Origin of the sequence: Bradyrhizobium sp. WU425, assembly GCF_021052305.1 — a bacterium.
Lineage (GTDB): Bacteria > Pseudomonadota > Alphaproteobacteria > Rhizobiales > Xanthobacteraceae > Bradyrhizobium > Bradyrhizobium canariense_D.
Window position 1 is genome coordinate 4490330 of record NZ_CP088089.1, and the last position, 14443, is coordinate 4504772.

Here is a 14443-nt window from a genome sequence, read left to right on the forward strand (position 1 = left end):
CCGGGTGCCCTTCAGTGACGAAACCGGTTGACGGCCAACAGCGGCAGCCATGATCCCAGCACCATGCAGATCGCAATGGCTGCGACTAGGACGTATTTCAGGGGATGTTGCGAGGACGCGAGCGAACCTTCGAGGTGAAGGTATGGCAGCATCGCCTCCACGGCCATCCCGATCAGGGCAACCGCAACCAGCCCGCCAACCGCCGAAGCGAACAGGTTGACGATCCATCCGATCGCGCCGCGCTCGTTCGACCAAGCCTCGTAGATCGCGACAGCCAGCATCACGAGCACAAAGACCAGCATGAAGCTCATCGAGCCGCCGACGCTCGCCTTCGACCCGAAGATTTCTACCAGCAGCATGGCCGCCACCGCGAGCAGTGTGATCGCCTTCACGACTTTCCTCTTTGGTGTCTCAGCACATAGGCCGCGAAGCCAATTCCGATGCCGAGCAGGCTTTGCAGCATGGCGGTTGGTCGCGCCGGGCTTCGCCGGGGTTCAACAAATTGCACTGGGAGAACTGCAGGACCGCCGCGCAGTGACGACCGAAGGCCGGGGACCGATCTATGCAGCTTGCCTATTGGAAAGCCGCTCGAACGCCGTGATGGCCCGGTTGGCCAGCATGAGGCGTCTGTGCTCGCCCTTGCGGACCATCCCTTCGACGGCGGCCGAGAGAAAGCGGCTGGTGAACGGCGCGTCGCTGACTTGTCCGGTGCGCTCCAGATAATCCCAGGCGATCTGCACGGAATGTTCGATGAGATGGGACAGGTTCTCGCTCATGCAGAACCTACGCTTGGCGGGAGCGCTTGTTCCGCGCTGGCCAGTAGGTCGGTTCTTCATGGCAGATCTCGAGACGTTCAATTTCCGCACGTTTTCGACTGACGAACAAATGAGGAACGACAAGCGCGCGCCGACGTTAGGTGGAAAAGGAGAGATCGCGATGGCTGACAAGACAGCTGACAACACCGGGGACAACACACAAAAGGATCCGAAGGATTGGGTTTCCGGCGACGACCCGATGACCGGCGCCCAGGAATCCTACCTCAAGACCCTCGCCGAGCAGGCGCACAAGCCCCTCCCCAAGAAGGATCTGACCAAGGCAGAGGCGTCAGAGCTGATCGACACGATGCGGCAAAAGGCCGGGCTCGAGAAGTAGACAGCGGGCATGTACGCCCCGCCCCTGCGAGACGGAAGAACATGACTCACCGATGATCAGAAGTGTCGCGGGAAGGTTGCAGGCGTTCGGCCAACGCTGCATTCACAAACGTTGAGCGCGCTGCATTTCGTCGGGCACAGACAGCGTCGATTGAGCGCACGATCCCGCAATGTCGATTCCACAACTTCAATGCCGGGATTGCGGCCTGTCGCTTTGCGAGCCGGGCACTCATCCTGCTTTGCCTTGCTTCACGTCATGTACGATGTCACCGATGGTGCTTCCCACGACAATCGCGGCAACAACAGGCCAACCGGCGGCTACCATAAGGATGGCCCCGTAGCGCATGTCTTCGCCGGGCCGTTTATAACTGTCTCGGCCCGAGAACAGGAGCACCGCGATCAGGCAGCCAACTGCGTATCGTCTAAACCATTTCACGACGAGAGACCTTCGTTTACGGGCATTCGTCGCCTCGAACTCCGTCGTGGTTCATGATGTCGGCCGTCCGGCCGCTCGCCGGCAGGCGAAATTTCAGACGATCATGCAAGGCGCGTCAGGCGCCTTGCATGACCTGCTGCCGCTCATTTTCTTGAGCGCGCTGAGCATCGGCTCCGCGCCGAGCTCAGTTCTGTCACTTCGGCAGATCGCGGATTGCCAGCTTGATGACTGTAAGGACAACGAAAGCGGGCGCCCCGTAAACGATGGCGTTCACGGCCCAAGTGATGGCGACGCCCAAGAAAACGGAACTGCCGACAGCTCCCCAGAAAAGGTAAGCTGCGGATATACCCGGCATCTCCCATGCCATCACAGGGGTGGAGTAGTCGGTTAGCTGCTCCATGACGAGCAGCACCGTCGAGACGAGGGCCCCGATTGCCAGTGCGACGGTGAGAACGGATTTCATTGTCTTCAAAGGCCCAACAGCGCCATCACGATCGGAATCATAAAAAAGGCTGCCAGGCCGAGGAGGCCTCCTACGGCAATCTTCACCCAACGCCGTTGAATTTTCGGCTCGAGCCATGTCGCCAGTTTGACCCAGAGCGCATACGCCCATCCGGCAACAATCGAGCGGATAAGTGCAAACAGAAGCTCGCCTAGAATATTGGCCAAAGCGGTTAGTCGCGTCAGTTCCGCGGGGAGTTCATCTGCCAACGGCTAAACAACCCCGTGTCCCCCGTGAGTGAGGTGGCCCAGTTCTGCGATTTGCGTCACGTTCTGAGGACCCGGTTAGCGCTGTGGGGCTTCGTGAAGGGCTCGTTTTCTAGCGCTTGAGCAATGCCATCGCCATTCACGGCGCGCTCGGCGTGGCATCGTGACTGCTGACATCAGGGTGGCAGCAGCGGTGTGCGACGAGCCCCGCGATGCCGCTCAACTCTGCGGTCAACCAAAGGACATGCCATGAAGTTCGCCTCCACTCGCCTGATCGCTACTGACATCAAAATCATGGTTTCGTTCTACGAAATGGTGACCGGATGTTCCGCCGAATGGCTCGCGCCGGTGTTCGCCAAGATCGTGACGCCGGGCGCCAACCTCGCAATCGGCGCAGCCGAGACGGTCGCGCTCTGGAAAGAAAACAGTGCCGAGCCCGGCGCCAACCGCACTGCCGTGATCGAGTTTCAGGTTGAAGACATCGATGCGGATTATCAGCGCCTGAAAGACAAGGTTACGCTGGTGCACGAGTTGAAAACGATGCCATGGGGCAACAGGACGTTCCAGTTTCGCGACCCCGAAGGCACCGCGGTATCGCTCTTCATGCCGCCGATCGAGCAGGCCGGAAAGCGCCTCGCGGCGCAATAGGTCGCGGCAGCAGACTGGCCCGGGCGATATTGCAAGTGGCGCGTGTGCGGCACTGGGATTGCGGTGAATGTGCATTGAAATTCGCCGGCTGATTTACTTCATCAGCCGGCTTCGCCCTCATGCACATGTGCACCCGCCCCTGCCCCTCCCCGGATTTTCCTGCTATCTCCTACCCCCGCCGTCCCGGCCCAAAGCAAAACCCCATCCGTTCAAGGGAGCAACAATCATGCGATACCTTCACACTATGCTGCGCGTGCGCAATCTCGATGTCGCGTTGAAGTTTTACCAGGACGCGCTGGGGCTGAAGGAGGTGCGGCGGATCGAGAACGACAAGGGGCGTTTCACGCTGGTGTTCCTGTGCTCGTCGGACGATCTCGAGGCACTCAAGGAGCAGCCGCAGACGCGCGGCGCGCCGCTGGTGGAGCTCACCTGGAATTGGGACGAGGAAAAATACGGTGAGGATCGCTTCTTCGGCCATCTCGCCTATGAAGTCGACGACATCTACGCCACCTGCGAGAAGCTGATGAAGGCCGGCGTCACCATCAACCGTCCGCCGCGCGACGGCAACATGGCCTTCGTCCGCTCGCCGGATTTGCACTCGATCGAGCTGTTGCAGAAGGGCGATCCGAAGCCACCGCAGGAGCCGTGGTCGTCGATGCCCAACATCGGCCATTGGTAGGCCTTTTTGCCGGAACCAGCCCCTGCCCTAAGCGTTCTCTCTTCGACAATGCAATTGGAGGAGGACGCGATGGGACGCGGAATTTTGTTGTGGATGCTGGGTGTGCCGATCCCGGTGATCATCTTGCTGTGGCTGTTCTTCGGCCGCTGATCGCCTGACCAGGCTTTGCCTTGCAATGAAAGCTCCGCCTCGGGCGGAGCTTTTTGCATGCGGACCTTTTGCATGAGAGGATCGGCGCAATCGCCCGTCGCTCGCCGCAGTGAATTCCGCTATTACCCGCGCCGAAAGAAGCGCCGCGGGAGGATGATGTGCCGGACCAAAAACTGACGATCTGGGGCCGCGCCAATTCGGTCAACGTGCAAAAGGTGCTGTGGTGCCTCACCGAGCTCGGCTTGGCTTACGAGCGCATCGACGCCGGCATGGCGTTCGGCAGGACCCGCGACGCCGACTATCTCGCGATGAATCCCAATGCGCGGATCCCGACGCTGGTCGAGGGCGACTTCACGCTGTGGGAATCCAATTCGATCATGCGCTATCTCTGCCTCGCGCATGGGCGCGGCACGCCGATCTATCCTGAGGCGCCGAGGCTGCGCGCCAGCGTCGACCGCTGGCTCGACTGGACGCTGTCGATGGTGCAGCCGGTCGACCGCCCGGTGTTCTGGGGCATCGTGCGCACGCCGCCCGCCGAGCGCGACATGATCCAGGTGCAAAAGGATGCCGATGCCGCCGCCGAGGTCTGGGCCATCGCGGACCGCCTGCTCTCCACGCGTCCGTTCATGGACGGCGATGCGTTCACGCTCGCCGACATCGCGGTTGGCGCCTATGCGCGGCGCTGGCTCGGCGTCGAGGGCATCACCCGGCCCGCGCAGCCGCATCTGACGCGCTGGCTCGCCGAACTCGGCAAACGGCCCGGTTTTGCGCAATTTGTGGCACCGCCGATGTCGTGAGCGGTGGCGCGGCTTAAAGTCCGTTACGAGCACGATGAATCGGCATTTTGCCGCGCGGCGCCGGGAGATGGCGGCTACTGTGCATGGGGTTGTTTTCGCGTTTTTTTGTTAAGGCCAGCCGCGCTCGAACAGCAGTACGCAGAAAATCAGCACGAGCGTGACCGCCGCAGTGGCGAGCCGCGCGGTCCAGCTCAGGCCGCGGCCGACCCACCACAGCAGCGCGCAATACGTCACGAACGGGACGATGATCTCGGGCCGCATGATGTCCGGCGGCATGGGGGCTCAGCGCCTGACCGTGGTCTCGACGCTGATCGAGCCGCCGATCTTGACGCAGGTGCCGGTGCTCTCGACCAGATGGAAGCCGCGGCCATAGGCGGCGCAGGAGCCCGCTTTCGCGCTCCCGCCGGCACCCTTCAGCGGCAAGGCCTTGCCAGCCTGTGGGCGCTCCGGAGGCGGCAGACGCAAGGCTTCCGCCGCGGCCGCGGACGTCGTCAGCAACGAGATCAGGATGAGGAGCGGCGCACGCATGCAGGCCGTTCTAGCCCGGACCGGCGTCGCGCGCCATCGGGGTCGCTTTGCCCGGGGATCAGATGAACTTGATGCCGGCCGATTTGCCGCGGCGCCACACCACCTGGCAGCTCCGCCCGGTCCGCGCATCGCGCGCGAACGCCATCCGGATCACGCCCGGGAGCTGGCTCGCATCCTCGTCCAGCGTGATCTTGGCGCCCGTGGCGGAGATGTCCTGGACCAGGCATTGCCGCGCTGCGAATCCGCCGTCGAGCGTGATCCAGGCATGCTGCGACAGCGACTTGCGGGCTGCGCGCTTCTTGGGCGGTGGCATCGGCTTAAATTCTCCCAGTCCAGCGCTAGCTCAGGGAACCTAAGAAACCGTTGAATTCGGCCGACCGATCCTTGGGTGGGATGCTATCCACCGGTGCCAAAAGACCGTTCCCGAACGGCTTGCCCACGGCGCCAAAGGCCATTATAGGTTCGCCCGCTGCAGCCGCCGGGCATGACTCGGGCGGCCAGCGGCCGTGCCGCGAAAAGCGGCGGGGCCCTGGGTTTGCTCCCTTCGTCTATCGGTTAGGACGCCACCCTTTCACGGTGGAGAGAGCGGTTCGATTCCGCTAGGGAGCGCCATCATCCGCCGTTGGATGACAGGGCGAATCTGCCGCCCCGCATGAACCTCCCTGCCCCTCGCCTCCGACCAATGTCCAGACTGAACCGGATGCAGGCCGATGGCGCAGCACAAATCTCCCTCGGACGACCAGGCCGGGATTGCCTCGCCGGCGCTGCCGCCATGGATCCACCGCACGGCAGCCTACGTGCCGGAGCGGCGCGCCAGAATGCTGGAGCACATGGCGCGCGCCAGGTCGCTGCCTCGGGCAACGCCTGCGTTGGAGCCGTCGCATACGGCCGGCACGAACATTCTCGGGGACGCCTGCGGCTACGCCGTCCTGTTCGGCATCATCGCGCTGCTGTTTCAGTCGCGCGTTCCTCTCTACCTCGGCGCCTTTCTCTTCTTCACCGATGGCGAGCGCATCGAACTCGCTCTTGCAAAGATCGGCATCCGTCTCGAGCTTGGTACGATCGGGCCCGACATCATCAAGGGCTTACCTGTTCGGATGGTTCGCGCTGCTGGCATCGCTGAAAGCGTCCGTCCCCGCCTGGCTCGCGACATGGATGCTTCCAGACACATCGTGGTCCTTGCTCGCCGGAATCGCTCTTTTGTTCGCCATCGTCGAAGCATTCGCAACGCGCGCGATGCAGCATGCATTGCCGTGGTTCGGATTTGAGAGGCGACCGAGCGGCCTGGCCTGCGCGACGATCAAGCTCGCTATGGCCCTTGGCGTGCTGGCTCTGCTGGTGCTGCTCGGATGACGCGATCGTGAGGTCACGGGCCTGACAATCGCGGCGCTATGCCGCCCGCCCCGATCTGCGCATTTACCGGAAATTTACCCCTGCTCGTGAGCGCCGGTATCATTTGCTTAGAATTTGATTGCTACCGTGGAATTACGGAAAACCTCCGAAACACGATTGGCGCCCATGTCCGTCGCAGAGTTCCTCAGACAGCGTGCCGTGCATGTCACCGTGAGTGGCAGCTACTCGCTGCCGCGTTGGTACGATTGCGAGGGCAAGCTCCGTACCTTCGCCTGCCGCACCAGCCGCGTTTCACCGTTCCGCATGATGGTCGACGTTCCCGTAGTCGGAAAGGTCGGCGAGCGCGTGACCTCCTACTTCCAGGATTTTGGCGAATTCCAATGCACCATCAGCGCGACGCTGAAATCGGGCTTCCTGATGGAGCTCGACATGACGCGGGCCCGGCGCGCCTGGATGTCGGAAAAGCTGACCTGGCTCGAGAAGAAGCAAAAGGACGCCAGCGTCCAGGAGCTGCGGAATGACGCGCGCTTCGTTCCGCAGGTCGCGCACACCTTCCTGACGCTCGCCGACGGCAGCACCCATGCCTGCTTCATCATCGACGTCTCCACGGCCGGTGTCGCGATATCCTGCGAATACGATCCGCCAGTGGGAACCCCGCTTGCGGTCGGCGCTTGCGTCGGGCGCGTGATCCGCAAATTCGAAAACGGCTTTGCTGTCAAATTCGCCGAAAAGCAGTCGCGGGACGACGTCGTCCGGCTGATCGTCCGCACGGCCATGCTGCAATCGGCCTGATCCTCCGGCCGCGCTGCCCTATCGCAGCCCTATTTCGAGATAAGCTTTTGAAGGTCCGCGCCTCGTTCCGGACGTCATTTGCAGACTTGCGATCGGGGGACCGAATGGCAGTCGAGAAAATTACAGTCGATAAGGTCAGAGTCGACAAGATCACCTGGGACAGGGTCGGCCGGGTCACCGAGCCCGGACGCTACATGTACACGTTCGGCTGGCTCACCATCACCGCCGACGATCTCGATATCTGGAAGCAATACCCGCAGGCCGCGTTCACGCTGATGGCGCAGCATTCCGAGCCGGACGCGTCCACCGGCGAGGAGTTCCATCTCGGCGCCTTCGACGTCGCGCCCGACGCGCCGCCGCCGCTCACCACGCATTGAGACAGTCAAAGCGGGCTACGATCGGCAGCCAGCCGCCGCGGCAGGGCGCGTGGCGGGAACGCGTGGCACGCCCGTTGCTTTATCATTGCCATGACTCACATCCCCGCCTTCGATCAGGCCTTTCTGCTGTTGCTCATCGTGCTCTGCCTTGGTACGTGCCTTATCCGCGCCTTCTGGGAGGTGGAGCAACTCCGGGGCCGCCGCACCGCGTCCCCATCCCGCGCGATCAAGCGTGACTAGACCGGCTCGGCCGGCCGTGCGTAGCCCGGACGGGGCAATCCCGGCTCTGGACTTGCCGCGGCGACACGTGCATCGTCAATCGAAGAAACCTGCACATTGCCTTGATCTGACTTACCAATCGCGATCCGATGACGGGCTCGCGACCGTTGTCATGGGATGACGAGGTGGTTCTGTCATGCAATTGATTGCGCTCGTTATTCTGCACCTCGGCGACTGTCCTGATGAACGCAGGCTGTCACGCTTGTTAAGAGACGCGACAGCAAGCGCATGACACAAGGTCGCATCAGGGAATGTAGATAAGCGGATCAAGGGAACCTATTTTCGGCGCCGATGTACCTGATTGAAGCGTTACCCACCGTCATCGGAACGGCCGCCATTGCCCCGGCGCTGCTGATGCTGTGGCTCGTCATTGCCGCCGAGGAACGCCCCGGACCGCCGGCCCAGGTCTGGACCGCTTTCCTGCTCGGCGCGGCCAGCATTTCGCTGCTGGGCCTGGCCCGCGCCCCTTTCGCCAAGATGGTTGCGGCCCCGGACAACCCGTGGGCGGCACTGGCCATGCATTCGATCTTCGGCGTCGCGCTGCCGGAGGAAGCGGTCAAGGTGATCGCGATCGTGCTGGTCGCCTCGACCAAGCGGCGGACCTTCGCCAATCCGATGGACACTGTGGTCTATGGCGCTGCCGTCGGCCTGGGCTTCGCCGCCTACGAGAACCTTGCCTATCTCGTCCAGCACGCCGAAATGTGGCGCTCGCTGGCCGCCTTGCGCAGCGTGCTGACCGTGCCGTTCCACGGCGCGCTCGGTATTATCGCCGGCGCCTATCTGACCATCGCGCGCGCCGGCACGGCGCTGGGTGCCAACCGCCATCATCGCGACTGGGCTCGTCTCTCCAGCCGGCTGCTGATCTTCGCAGGTCCGCTCGCCCTGCATTCGGCCTTCGACTTCCCCCTGCTCACGCTTCAGCGCATGCCGGATCTCGATCCGGCGCTGCGGATGTGGTTGGGCGGCGCGAGCCTGCTGATCGGCTTCAGCTCGATCGCCTTCGCTATCCGCCTGGTACGGCGCGTCGCGCGCCATCACGCGCCCCGAACCGACGTCGCGCGCGAGCGCCTCAGCCAGCTCCGCCGGATGTGGGCGCTGCTGCTTGCCGGTGGCGGCGTCGGCTTTCTCGGGCTCGCCTTCGTGCTGACCTCGATCCATCACTGGCTCATCAATCCCGAGCGCAATCTGACGCTGGCCCTGATCCCGATCGGCCTGGTCTCGATCCTGCTCGGCCTCGCACTTCTGATCGTCACGACCGCGATCTATGTTCTCGGCCGCAACCGCATCCGCACCAGCGGCGAAGGTTTTTCGTCGGCGCACGGCGGCGGCTGAGCCGCGGGATGGCAAGCGCGGTGTGCACGTACTAGACTAGCTTGAGGACACACCTCTCGATCCGGAGCCTGCCCATGACATCGCCTGAGGATTTTTCCCGGCTGCAATCCGCCATGAGCGGGACGGTCAAGGCACATTGGAAGGCCTTTCTGTTCGAAGGCATCCTGCTTGCGGTGCTTGGCGTCGCCGCGCTGATCCTGCCGCCGCTCGCAAGCCTTGCGATTGCGATCTTCCTCGGCTGGATGTTCCTGATCAGCGGCATCGGCGGATTGATCGCCACCTATTGGGCGCGCAGCACGCCGGGCTTCTGGTGGTCGCTGATCTCGGCCGCGCTGGCCGTGCTTGCAGGCATGCTGCTGCTGGCGCGGCCGATCCAGGCCGTGCTGACGCTGACCATCGTGCTCGGCGCCTATTTCCTCGCCGAGGGCGTCGCCACCATCATGTACGCGCTGGAGCATCGCCGCGAGCCGGGCGGCCGCTGGTCGTGGCTCCTGATCTCGGGCCTCGTCGACATCGCGATCTCGTTCATGGTGATCACGGGACTGCCGAGCTCGGCGGAATGGGCGATCGGTATCCTCGTCGGCATCAACCTGCTGTTCGGCGGCGCCACCCTGATCGGCATGGCGCTGGCGGCACGCAAAAGCAACAGTTGAGGCGCCGCGTGGCCGTCACGTCTATTGGGGGGTGACAAGCCGCCGATCGCACGCTATATGACGGGCGATGATCACCCTCGTCACCAGCTATATTTGGTACTTTAGCTACGACAGCTCGCTGGCGGCAGGAGGATCGCGCTCAATCTGAAACATTGCAGCAAACGTCCGAACAAGCCGCCAGACCTGGCGGCTTTTTTATTGGCCGGCAGGGTCTCAAAATGACAGGAGCCCGCCGTGCTGAGCACGACCGACGATCTTCGTATCCGCGAACTGAAAGAGCTGAGTACGCCCGAAGAGGTGATGCGGGAAGTCCCGCGCACGCTCACCGCGACGCGCGTGGTGATGGCCGCACGCAACGCCATTCATGCGATTCTCAATGGCCAGGACGACCGGCTTCTGGTCGTGGTCGGCCCCTGCTCGGTGCATGATCCCAGGGCCGCGCTCGAATACGCCGAGCGCCTCGCGAGCTTGCGCGAAGAGCTTGCCGACCAACTCGAGATCGTGATGCGGGTCTATTTCGAGAAGCCGCGCACCACGGTCGGCTGGAAGGGCCTGATCAACGATCCTGATCTGGACGGCAGCTTCGACATCAACAAGGGCCTGCGGCTGGCGCGCAACGTGCTCTCGGCGGTAAATAATGTCGGCCTGCCCGCCGGCACCGAATTCCTCGACATGACGACGCCGCAATACATTGCGGACCTCGTGTCCTGGGCCGCAATCGGCGCGCGCACGACCGAAAGCCAGATCCATCGCGAGTTGGCCTCGGGGCTGTCCTGCCCGGTCGGGTTCAAGAACGGCACCGACGGCAATGTGCAAATTGCGGCGGACGCTGTGAAGTCGGCCTCGAATCCGCATCATTTCATGGCGGTGACCAAGCTCGGCCGCTCGGCGATCGCCTCAACCGCGGGCAACGAGGATTGTCACATCATCCTGCGCGGCGGCAGCACGCCGAACTACGATGCGGCAAGCGTCGCGGCGGCCTGCAACGATCTGGCGAAAGCAAGCGTCGCACCGCTCGTGATGGTCGATGTGAGCCACGCTAATTCGAGCAAGAAGCCGGAAAACCAGCCGCTCGTGACGGCCGACATCGCCGGGCAAATTTCTGGCGGCGAGAACCGCATCATGGGGGTGATGGTCGAGAGCAATCTCGTCGCCGGACGCCAGGACGTGGTGCCGGGCAAGCCGCTCACCTATGGCCAGAGCATCACGGACGGCTGCATCGACTGGGCGACCACGGCAACCGTGCTCAAGCAGCTCGCTGACGCGGTCGAGATCCGGCGCAACATCAAGCGCGCAGGGCTGCACGAGCGCTCCGCCTGACCAAACGATTGCGGGCGGGGTGAGGCTGTCGCACCCTGCCCGCTTTCCCGGCGCCTAGCAGCCGCGGCAGATGCTCTTGATCTTCTTGTCGAGCGCCTGATTTTCCTTGCTGAGGGGATCGTTCGGGTCGCTCAGGTTCTTCTCACTTGGCACGTCGCCAGCGCGCGGCTGCCGATGACCGACGGGCGCAGGCGGCAAAGAACCCGCCGATTGTCCCGAGGTCGTCGATCCCTTGCTTCCCGTTTGCGCGAAGCCGGCGCTGCCGAACACCGTCAGAAGCGACAGTGCTAGGATGATGCTTCTCATTTTGCTTCTCCATTCCTCGGGCCAGCATCTCCATCACGACCAATCAGGTCTCGGGCGGATAGAGGTGAACGTCGCCGCAATAATCCACGATACGATAGCGCGTTTCCGATGCCGCATCACCCGCATCAGGTGCGGTATTTTGCATCGGCAACACGTAATTCGGCCCCACCGGCGACTTGCCGGCACCGCCGGGGATGTCGATGACATAGTCGGGCTGACACAGTCCTGACACCCGTCCGCGCAGCTGCCGCATCAAATGCTGCCCCTCGGCGAGTGTCGTTCGCAGATGCGCCGTGCCGGGCGCGAGATCACCGTGATGCAGATAATAGGGCTTGATCCGGCATTCGACGAAAGCTCGCATCAAATCCGAAAGAGCGATTGCGTTGTCATTGACGCCGCGCAAAAGCACGGACTGGCTTACCATGGGAATTCCGGCATCGACCAGCCGCGCGCAGGCGGCACGCGCGGGCCCCGTCAGTTCGCGCGCATGGTTGGCATGCAGCGCCACCCAGGTGGTGGCGCCTTCGGCCTTGAGCGCCGCCACCATCTCGTCGCTGATGCGCGCGGGATCGGCCGCCGGCACGCGGGTGTGAAGGCGGATGATCTTGACGTGATCGATTCCGGCCAGATCGGCCATGATCTCGCCCATCCGCCGAGGCGACAACATCAGGGGATCCCCCCCGGTCAGGATCACCTCCCAGATCTCGCTGTGCGCGCGGATGTAGTCGATCGCCGCGCGATAGGCGGCGTCCGAGAGCGCGTTCTCCTTGCCGGGTCCGACCATCTCGCGGCGGAAGCAGAAGCGGCAATAGACCGCGCAGACGTGAACGAGCTTGAACAGCACGCGGTCGGGATAACGATGCACGATCCCGGGAACCGGCGAGTGCGAATGATCGCCGATCGGATCTGCATTCTCGCCCGGCTGCATCTCCAGCTCTGCGGCAGTCGGAACGAATTGGCGCGCAATGGGATCGTCGGGATCGGACCTGTCGATCAGATCGACCAGCGCCGGCGTGATCGCAACCGCATAGCGTGCGGCAATGCGATCGAGCACCGGCAGCGCTGTGGCTGACACAAGCTGCTCGGCCACAAGTTCGGCCGGCTCGCGCAATGTGCGCGCAAGATTGCTCTTCATCATGTCTCGCTCAACGTTTCATTTGCAGGCGGCGTCCACACCACCTGATCAATTCGCGATGCGCCGCTCGCCAGCATTACCAGGCGGTCGAATCCGAGCGCGACGCCGCTCGCCTCCGGCATCGCCGCGACCGCGGCCAGAAAGTCCTCGTCCAGCGGATAGGCTTCGCAGTAGCGGCGTTGCTTCTCTGCCATGGATTGCGTGAAGCGCTTGCGCTGCTCCTCGGCGTCGGTCAGTTCGCCAAAACCGTTGGCGAGCTCGACACCGCAGGCATAGACCTCGAACCGCTCGGCGACTCGGGGATCGCCCGCCTTCACGCGCGCCAGTGCCGCCTCTGGAGATGGGTATTCGAACAGAATGGTCAAACGGCCCTGCCCCAGATGCGGCTCGACATGCTCGACCAGAACCTTGCTGAAGATGTCGGACCAGGTGTCATCCTCGGCCACGCGGACCTTGCCGGCAACTGACCGCGCGAGCGCGGCGCGGTCGCCCTCGCCGCCGGAAATGGTCGCAAGCAGGTCGATTCCCGCAAACTGCTCGAAGGCGCTGGCAACCGTCACAAGCTCCGGCTCGGCGAAAGGATCTGCGGTCCGGCCGCGGAAGGTGAAGGCGCCGATACCGGTCGCCTGGGCCGCGCGGGCGATGAGGACGACGCAGTCGGCCATGATGGCGTCATAGGGCGCGCCTGCCCGGTACCATTCCAGCATGGTGAATTCGGGCAAATGCAGGTCGCCGCGCTCACGGTCCCGGAACACCCGGGCGAACTCGAAAATCCGGGTCTCCCCGGCCGCCAGCAGCTTCTTGCAGGCGAATTCCGGCGAGGTCCGCAAATATCGGCTCACACGGCTGCCGTCGGGCCGCATGATCTCGGTCCGGGGGGCGTGCAGGTGGGTCTCGTTGCCCGGGGAGACCTGGAGAACGGAGGTTTCGACCTCGACGAAGCCCTGCTCGACGAAAAATCCCCGTAGAGCCCCAGTGATGGCTCCCCTGGCCTGCAAGAAGGGCCGGCGGTCGAGATGCCGCGAGGGGGACCAGAACGGCGACATCGGCTTGTCCCCAGCCATTAACCGGCTGTCCCGCAAGCCAGCAAAATGCTGGCATCCAACGGCAAAACCAGTATGTTGCGGCCCGAAACGGGTGCCGCGGTCTGATTTGGGGCCCCAGGTCCCCCATCAATTTGACCACGTCCTGGCCCGAGCCGGGCCAAGCAAGCAGGAAATACAGCTTTGAGAGTCATCGCCAGTTCTATTCGCAAGGGCAACGTGATCGAGCAAGACGGCAAGCTATATGTCGTCGTGACCGCCGAGAACATCCATCCCGGCAAGGGCACCCCGGTCAGCCAGATCGAAATGCGCCGAATCTCGGACGGGGTAAAGATCTCCGAGCGCTACAAGACCACCGATCAGGTCGAGAAGGCCACAATCGAAGAGCGCAACTACACCTTCCTGTATGAAGATGGTGACGGCTATCACTTCATGAACCCGGAGACCTATGACCAGGTCCAGGTGTCCAAGGATGTGATCGGCGATGCGGCGGCCTATCTTCAGGAGAGCATGACGGTCAAGCTATCGCTGCACGGTTCCAACCCGGTATCGATCGCCCTGCCGCAGCGCGTGACGCTGGAAGTGATCGAGACCGAGCCCGTGACCAAGGGGCAGACCGCCTCCTCGTCCTACAAGCCCGCCGTGCTCTCGAATGGCGTTCGCACCACGGTGCCGCCGCACATCGCCGTCGGCACCCGAATCGTCGTGATGACCGAAGACGGCTCCTACTCCGAGCGTGCCAAGGACTGACGGGAC

21 protein-coding genes and 1 tRNA gene are annotated in these 14443 nt (G+C 63.2%); 12 read left to right on the plus strand and 10 right to left on the minus strand.

Annotated features, from left to right (window positions below):
* Window positions 1-11 precede the first annotated feature (11 nt).
* Entirely contained in the window at window positions 12-392 is a 381-nt protein-coding gene (locus BcanWU425_RS21780; protein ID WP_018454376.1) for a hypothetical protein, read from the minus strand.
* Window positions 393-560: 168 nt separating this feature from the next.
* On the minus strand, window positions 561-776 hold the full coding sequence (locus tag BcanWU425_RS21785; protein ID WP_204511131.1) for a hypothetical protein: 216 nt from the start codon (window positions 774-776) through the stop codon (window positions 561-563).
* A 160-nt stretch (window positions 777-936) separates the two neighbouring features.
* Between BcanWU425_RS21785 and BcanWU425_RS21790 the strand changes: the two genes are divergently transcribed.
* Entirely contained in the window at window positions 937-1152 is a 216-nt protein-coding gene (locus tag BcanWU425_RS21790; RefSeq protein ID WP_026232720.1) for a DUF3072 domain-containing protein, read from the plus strand.
* Window positions 1153-1780: 628 nt separating this feature from the next.
* On the opposite strand, the gene BcanWU425_RS21795 is transcribed toward BcanWU425_RS21790, so the two are convergent.
* Both BcanWU425_RS21795 and BcanWU425_RS21800 read right to left on the minus strand, forming a co-directional pair.
* The gene (locus BcanWU425_RS21795) at window positions 1781-2050 is read right to left on the minus strand and encodes a hypothetical protein (RefSeq protein ID WP_018454380.1); all 270 of its coding nucleotides are present in this window, start codon (window positions 2048-2050) and stop codon (window positions 1781-1783) included.
* 5 nt (window positions 2051-2055) lie between these two features.
* Complete coding sequence (locus BcanWU425_RS21800) at window positions 2056-2298, minus strand: hypothetical protein (protein WP_231188551.1); 243 nt, start codon at window positions 2296-2298, stop codon at window positions 2056-2058.
* Window positions 2299-2544: 246 nt separating this feature from the next.
* On the opposite strand from BcanWU425_RS21800, the gene BcanWU425_RS21805 reads away from it, so the two are divergent.
* The 3 genes from BcanWU425_RS21805 to BcanWU425_RS21815 all read left to right on the plus strand — a co-directional run bounded on the left by BcanWU425_RS21805 (window position 2545) and on the right by BcanWU425_RS21815 (window position 4569).
* Entirely contained in the window at window positions 2545-2943 is a 399-nt protein-coding gene (locus tag BcanWU425_RS21805; protein ID WP_204511130.1) for a VOC family protein, read from the plus strand.
* 226 nt (window positions 2944-3169) lie between these two features.
* Window positions 3170-3622, plus strand: coding sequence for a VOC family protein (locus BcanWU425_RS21810; protein WP_204511128.1), 453 nt, complete (start codon window positions 3170-3172; stop codon window positions 3620-3622).
* A 308-nt stretch (window positions 3623-3930) separates the two neighbouring features.
* Complete coding sequence (locus BcanWU425_RS21815; RefSeq protein WP_204511124.1) at window positions 3931-4569, plus strand: glutathione S-transferase family protein; 639 nt, start codon at window positions 3931-3933, stop codon at window positions 4567-4569.
* Between the two features lie 108 nt (window positions 4570-4677).
* Here BcanWU425_RS21815 and BcanWU425_RS21820 read toward each other — a convergent pair whose 3' ends face one another.
* From BcanWU425_RS21820 to BcanWU425_RS21830, 3 genes are read right to left on the minus strand one after another with little or no spacing between them, the layout of a single operon-like run.
* Window positions 4678-4845, minus strand: a complete 168-nt coding sequence (locus BcanWU425_RS21820; RefSeq protein ID WP_204511123.1) for a hypothetical protein — start codon at window positions 4843-4845, stop codon at window positions 4678-4680.
* Between the two features lie 6 nt (window positions 4846-4851).
* Window positions 4852-5097, minus strand: a complete 246-nt coding sequence (locus tag BcanWU425_RS21825) for a hypothetical protein (protein WP_204511122.1) — start codon at window positions 5095-5097, stop codon at window positions 4852-4854.
* A 58-nt stretch (window positions 5098-5155) separates the two neighbouring features.
* Window positions 5156-5410, minus strand: coding sequence for a PilZ domain-containing protein (locus tag BcanWU425_RS21830; protein ID WP_007591415.1), 255 nt, complete (start codon window positions 5408-5410; stop codon window positions 5156-5158).
* A 224-nt stretch (window positions 5411-5634) separates the two neighbouring features.
* Between BcanWU425_RS21830 and BcanWU425_RS21835 the strand changes: the two genes are divergently transcribed.
* The 7 genes from BcanWU425_RS21835 to BcanWU425_RS21865 all read left to right on the plus strand — a co-directional run bounded on the left by BcanWU425_RS21835 (window position 5635) and on the right by BcanWU425_RS21865 (window position 11203).
* Window positions 5635-5709: transfer RNA gene (locus BcanWU425_RS21835), tRNA-Glu, on the plus strand.
* A gap of 206 nt (window positions 5710-5915) precedes the next feature.
* Window positions 5916-6365 (plus strand): hypothetical protein, encoded by a 450-nt coding sequence (locus BcanWU425_RS21840; protein WP_231188553.1) that lies wholly within the window; start codon window positions 5916-5918, stop codon window positions 6363-6365.
* A 250-nt stretch (window positions 6366-6615) separates the two neighbouring features.
* Window positions 6616-7242, plus strand: a complete 627-nt coding sequence (locus tag BcanWU425_RS21845; RefSeq protein ID WP_018454388.1) for a pilus assembly protein PilZ — start codon at window positions 6616-6618, stop codon at window positions 7240-7242.
* Between the two features lie 104 nt (window positions 7243-7346).
* The gene (locus BcanWU425_RS21850) at window positions 7347-7619 is read left to right on the plus strand and encodes a hypothetical protein (RefSeq protein ID WP_018454389.1); all 273 of its coding nucleotides are present in this window, start codon (window positions 7347-7349) and stop codon (window positions 7617-7619) included.
* 570 nt (window positions 7620-8189) lie between these two features.
* Window positions 8190-9230 (plus strand): PrsW family glutamic-type intramembrane protease, encoded by a 1041-nt coding sequence (locus BcanWU425_RS21855; RefSeq protein WP_018454391.1) that lies wholly within the window; start codon window positions 8190-8192, stop codon window positions 9228-9230.
* 74 nt (window positions 9231-9304) lie between these two features.
* The gene (locus tag BcanWU425_RS21860; protein WP_026232724.1) at window positions 9305-9883 is read left to right on the plus strand and encodes an HdeD family acid-resistance protein; all 579 of its coding nucleotides are present in this window, start codon (window positions 9305-9307) and stop codon (window positions 9881-9883) included.
* A gap of 234 nt (window positions 9884-10117) precedes the next feature.
* Entirely contained in the window at window positions 10118-11203 is a 1086-nt protein-coding gene (locus BcanWU425_RS21865; protein ID WP_204511121.1) for a 3-deoxy-7-phosphoheptulonate synthase, read from the plus strand.
* A 54-nt stretch (window positions 11204-11257) separates the two neighbouring features.
* On the opposite strand, the gene BcanWU425_RS21870 is transcribed toward BcanWU425_RS21865, so the two are convergent.
* The 3 genes from BcanWU425_RS21870 to epmA are packed head-to-tail and all read right to left on the minus strand — an operon-like array spanning window position 11258 to window position 13708.
* Window positions 11258-11509: a hypothetical protein gene (locus BcanWU425_RS21870; RefSeq protein ID WP_018454394.1), complete on the minus strand. Its 252-nt coding sequence runs from the start codon at window positions 11507-11509 to the stop codon at window positions 11258-11260.
* 43 nt (window positions 11510-11552) lie between these two features.
* Window positions 11553-12647 carry a lysine-2,3-aminomutase-like protein gene (locus BcanWU425_RS21875; protein WP_026232725.1) on the minus strand — a complete coding sequence of 365 codons (1095 nt, stop codon included), beginning with the start codon at window positions 12645-12647 and terminating at the stop codon, window positions 11553-11555.
* A complete protein-coding gene (gene epmA, locus BcanWU425_RS21880) occupies window positions 12644-13708 on the minus strand; it encodes an EF-P lysine aminoacylase EpmA (protein ID WP_018454396.1) in 1065 nt (354 codons plus the stop codon). The genes BcanWU425_RS21875 and epmA overlap by 4 nt, the downstream gene beginning before the upstream one ends.
* Window positions 13709-13870: 162 nt before the next feature.
* On the opposite strand from epmA, the gene efp reads away from it, so the two are divergent.
* Window positions 13871-14437 carry an elongation factor P gene (efp, locus tag BcanWU425_RS21885; protein ID WP_026232726.1) on the plus strand — a complete coding sequence of 189 codons (567 nt, stop codon included), beginning with the start codon at window positions 13871-13873 and terminating at the stop codon, window positions 14435-14437.
* The last annotated feature ends 6 nt before the right edge of the window (window positions 14438-14443 follow it).

What these genes read in the sequence shown, in the direction of transcription:
- BcanWU425_RS21785 (WP_204511131.1), bottom strand. Translation starts at nt 776, where the DNA reads ATGAGCGAGAACCTGTCCCATCTCATCGAACATTCCGTGCAGATCGCC.
- BcanWU425_RS21790 (WP_026232720.1), top strand. Translation starts at nt 937, where the DNA reads ATGGCTGACAAGACAGCTGACAACACCGGGGACAACACACAAAAGGAT.
- BcanWU425_RS21795 (WP_018454380.1), bottom strand. Translation starts at nt 2,050, where the DNA reads ATGAAATCCGTTCTCACCGTCGCACTGGCAATCGGGGCCCTCGTCTCG.
- BcanWU425_RS21805 (WP_204511130.1), top strand. Translation starts at nt 2,545, where the DNA reads ATGAAGTTCGCCTCCACTCGCCTGATCGCTACTGACATCAAAATCATG.
- BcanWU425_RS21810 (WP_204511128.1), top strand. Translation starts at nt 3,170, where the DNA reads ATGCGATACCTTCACACTATGCTGCGCGTGCGCAATCTCGATGTCGCG.
- BcanWU425_RS21820 (WP_204511123.1), bottom strand. Translation starts at nt 4,845, where the DNA reads ATGCCGCCGGACATCATGCGGCCCGAGATCATCGTCCCGTTCGTGACG.
- BcanWU425_RS21825 (WP_204511122.1), bottom strand. Translation starts at nt 5,097, where the DNA reads ATGCGTGCGCCGCTCCTCATCCTGATCTCGTTGCTGACGACGTCCGCG.
- BcanWU425_RS21830 (WP_007591415.1), bottom strand. Translation starts at nt 5,410, where the DNA reads ATGCCACCGCCCAAGAAGCGCGCAGCCCGCAAGTCGCTGTCGCAGCAT.
- BcanWU425_RS21840 (WP_231188553.1), top strand. Translation starts at nt 5,916, where the DNA reads ATGCTGGAGCACATGGCGCGCGCCAGGTCGCTGCCTCGGGCAACGCCT.
- BcanWU425_RS21845 (WP_018454388.1), top strand. Translation starts at nt 6,616, where the DNA reads ATGTCCGTCGCAGAGTTCCTCAGACAGCGTGCCGTGCATGTCACCGTG.
- BcanWU425_RS21850 (WP_018454389.1), top strand. Translation starts at nt 7,347, where the DNA reads ATGGCAGTCGAGAAAATTACAGTCGATAAGGTCAGAGTCGACAAGATC.
- BcanWU425_RS21855 (WP_018454391.1), top strand. Translation starts at nt 8,190, where the DNA reads ATGTACCTGATTGAAGCGTTACCCACCGTCATCGGAACGGCCGCCATT.
- BcanWU425_RS21860 (WP_026232724.1), top strand. Translation starts at nt 9,305, where the DNA reads ATGACATCGCCTGAGGATTTTTCCCGGCTGCAATCCGCCATGAGCGGG.
- BcanWU425_RS21870 (WP_018454394.1), bottom strand. Translation starts at nt 11,509, where the DNA reads ATGAGAAGCATCATCCTAGCACTGTCGCTTCTGACGGTGTTCGGCAGC.
- BcanWU425_RS21875 (WP_026232725.1), bottom strand. Translation starts at nt 12,647, where the DNA reads ATGATGAAGAGCAATCTTGCGCGCACATTGCGCGAGCCGGCCGAACTT.
- epmA (WP_018454396.1), bottom strand. Translation starts at nt 13,708, where the DNA reads ATGGCTGGGGACAAGCCGATGTCGCCGTTCTGGTCCCCCTCGCGGCAT.